Here is a 2,500-nt window from a genome sequence, read left to right as displayed (position 1 = left end):
CGGGAGAAGGGGTGCCCCGGTAGTGTGAATAGCACGAGGGGGCCGCAGTGAAAAGGCCCAAGCGACTGTTTAGCAAAAACACAGGTCTGTGCGAAGCCGCAAGGCGAAGTATACGGGCTGACGCCTGCCCGGTGCTGGAAGGTTAAGGGGAGCGGTTAGGGAGTAATCCCGAAGCTGTGAACCGAAGCCCCAGTAAACGGCGGCCGTAACTATAACGGTCCTAAGGTAGCGAAATTCCTTGTCAGGTAAATTCTGACCCGCACGAATGGCGTAACGACTTGGGCGCTGTCTCAACGAGAGATCCGGTGAAATTTTAATACCTGTGAAGATGCAGGTTACCCGCGACAAGACGGAAAGACCCCATGGAGCTTTACTGCAGCTTGATATTGGATTTGGGTACGATCTGTACAGGATAGGTGGGAGCCTTTGAAACCTGAGCGCCAGCTTGGGTGGAGGCGCCGTTGGGATACCACCCTGATCGTATCTAGGTTCTAACCTGGTACCGTAATCCGGTATGGGGACAGTGTCAGGTGGGCAGTTTGACTGGGGCGGTCGCCTCCTAAAGAGTAACGGAGGCGCCCCAAGGTTCCCTCAGAATGGTTGGAAATCATTCGAAGAGTGCAAAGGCAGAAGGGAGCTTGACTGCGAGACCTACAAGTCGAGCAGGGACGAAAGTCGGGCTTAGTGATCCGGTGGTACCGCATGGAAGGGCCATCGCTCAACGGATAAAAGCTACCCTGGGGATAACAGGCTTATCTCCCCCAAGAGTCCACATCGACGGGGAGGTTTGGCACCTCGATGTCGGCTCATCGCATCCTGGGGCTGAAGTAGGTCCCAAGGGTTGGGCTGTTCGCCCATTAAAGCGGTACGCGAGCTGGGTTCAGAACGTCGTGAGACAGTTCGGTCCCTATCTGTCGTGGGCGTAGGAAATTTGAGAGGAGCTGTCCTTAGTACGAGAGGACCGGGATGGACGTACCGCTGGTGCACCAGTTGTTCCGCCAGGAGCATGGCTGGGTAGCTACGTACGGACGGGATAAGCGCTGAAAGCATCTAAGCGTGAAGCCCCCCTCAAGATGAGATTTCCCAGTATGTAAGACCCCTTGTAGACGACGAGGTAGATAGGTTGGGGGTGGAAGTGCAGCAATGCATGGAGCTGACCAATACTAATCGGTCGAGGGCTTATCCAATAAAATAAATCGCAGATTCGTTTCGTATCTAGTTTTCAGGGAGTCAAAATTGCTGATTTCACTCCAAGTGGGTGAGAGAAGCGTGCATGACTTTCAGCATTTGGCGATGCTGAAACCTGAATTATGCATTTGGTGATTAACCAATGCTCCGTTTGGTGGCGATAGCGGAGGGGTTCCACGCGTACCCATCCCGAACACGACCGTTAAGCCCTCCAGCGCCGATGGTACTTGGACCGAAGGGTCCTGGGAGAGTAGGACGTTGCCAAGCGGAAAACCACTTTTGTGGTATTTTTTTTGGCCTTGATGGTCACCTACATATGACAAAACTGGTTGGTTGTAACAACGTTCCCTGATAGCTCAGTTGGTAGAGCACTCGACTGTTAATCGAGTTGTCACAGGTTCGAGTCCTGTTCGGGGAGCCACTTTTAAAAAACGTCTAAGGATGTTTTGTTGCAGAAAACAGAATTAGACTTTATATATATGGCCCGTTGGTCAAGGGGTTAAGACACCTCCCTTTCACGGAGGTAACATGGGTTCGAATCCCATACGGGTCACTTTCTTATTAACATCAGGGATGAGAATCCCAAAAAGGGTTCGTCGGAGCGTGACTTCGGTAGCATCTGCATCGCAGTCTCGAACGAAGTGAGAGTATCCCATACGGGTCACTTTCTTATTAACATCTGGGATGGGAATCCCCTATAAGTTTCAAAAGAATATGGAGGCTTAGCTCAGCTGGGAGAGCATCTGCCTTACAAGCAGAGGGTCGGGGGTTCGATCCCCTCAGCCTCCACCACTATACCTCAAAAAAGTTTATACCGATTACTTTTCGAGGGCCCAATATCAAAATATTTTTTAATGACGCGGGGTGGAGCAGTCCGGTAGCTCGTCGGGCTCATAACCCGAAGGTCGCAGGTTCAAATCCTGCCCCCGCAATTATCTCCTTAAGATGGAGATCCCAAAGGCCGTGGAACCGTGGTGTAGAGGCCTAACATGCCTGCCTGTCACGCAGGAGATCGCGGGTTCGAATCCCGTCGGTTCCGCCATTTTAAATTGCTTCAGGGATGAGAATCCGAAATATCGGGTCGGAATCCAAATGGTTATTTGCTTTCGCGATAGATGGTTATCGCTTTGAAATTATTCAAATATTTATGCGCCGGTGTAGCTCAATTGGTAGAGCAACTGACTTGTAATCAGTAGGTTGGGGGTTCAAGTCCTCTCGCCGGCATGTTTATGGCGGTCGTGGCGAAGGGGTTAACGCACCGGATTGTGGCTCCGGCATTCGTGGGTTCAAGTCCCATCGATCGCCCCATTAA

Annotated in this window: 7 tRNA genes and 2 rRNA genes (1 of these 9 running past the window's edge); all 9 read left to right on the top strand. The window is 51.6% G+C overall.

Going from position 1 to position 2,500, the window contains the following annotated elements:
* Positions 1-1,187, top strand: a 23S ribosomal RNA gene (locus tag BCV73_RS22660); it begins 1,742 nt to the left of the window's first position.
* 151 nt (positions 1,188-1,338) lie between these two features.
* Positions 1,339-1,455, top strand: a 5S ribosomal RNA gene (gene rrf, locus BCV73_RS22655).
* 78 nt (positions 1,456-1,533) lie between these two features.
* A tRNA-Asn gene (locus BCV73_RS22650) sits at positions 1,534-1,609 on the top strand.
* Positions 1,610-1,669: 60 nt separating this feature from the next.
* Positions 1,670-1,741, top strand: a tRNA-Glu gene (locus BCV73_RS22645).
* Between the two features lie 163 nt (positions 1,742-1,904).
* Positions 1,905-1,980 (top strand) — tRNA-Val (locus BCV73_RS22640).
* 66 nt (positions 1,981-2,046) lie between these two features.
* A tRNA-Met gene (locus tag BCV73_RS22635) sits at positions 2,047-2,120 on the top strand.
* Between the two features lie 33 nt (positions 2,121-2,153).
* Positions 2,154-2,230, top strand: a tRNA-Asp gene (locus tag BCV73_RS22630).
* 109 nt (positions 2,231-2,339) lie between these two features.
* Positions 2,340-2,412, top strand: a tRNA-Thr gene (locus tag BCV73_RS22625).
* 8 nt (positions 2,413-2,420) lie between these two features.
* Positions 2,421-2,496 (top strand) — tRNA-His (locus BCV73_RS22620).
* Positions 2,497-2,500: the final 4 nt, after the last annotated feature.

Origin of the sequence: Paenibacillus sp. SSG-1, from assembly GCF_002224835.1 — a bacterium.
Taxonomy (GTDB): Bacteria; Bacillota; Bacilli; order Paenibacillales; family Paenibacillaceae; genus Paenibacillus_AQ; species Paenibacillus_AQ favisporus.
Note: the sequence above shows the minus strand (reverse complement) of the source record. Positions and strands in the feature narration are given on the sequence as shown.